This window comes from Candidatus Cardinium sp. cBcalN2, from assembly GCF_022810445.1.
In the GTDB taxonomy this organism is placed as follows: domain Bacteria; phylum Bacteroidota; class Bacteroidia; order Cytophagales; family Amoebophilaceae; genus Cardinium.
In genome coordinates this window covers 1-335 of sequence record NZ_JAACGD010000168.1, presented here as the reverse complement: position 1 = coordinate 335, position 335 = coordinate 1, and the positions used below count along the sequence as shown (strand labels likewise).

The following is a 335-nucleotide window of genomic DNA, read 5'->3' as shown; positions in this document are numbered from 1 at the left end:
ATAGTAATAGCTAATGGACTAACTGAAGTTATAAATAGGTTGGCTACATCAGCTATAACACGAATTTGTAAAGAAACAATAATGATAGCATTACAAACCTCAAATAAAGCAGTAATCACTCTTTCACAACTGCCATATGCCCTAGCCATCGTATCTGGCATCGATAGATCATACTTAAACTTGGACATACGTCCTGCTAACCAGCTTAGGCTTAATAAGGGTAAAAAAGCAATAGTTATTGTATAGGTTATATTCTTGATTCCTAAAGTAGCATTTATTATACTGGCCCTTAGTAGTCCTCCTGGAAGGTAGGAGGCTACTATAGTGGCCACTAT

Annotated in this window: 1 pseudogene; it reads right to left on the bottom strand. The window is 36.4% G+C overall.

Going from position 1 to position 335, the window contains the following annotated elements:
* Nucleotides 1-335, bottom strand: a pseudogene (locus MUW74_RS04145) (hypothetical protein); the annotation flags it as partial.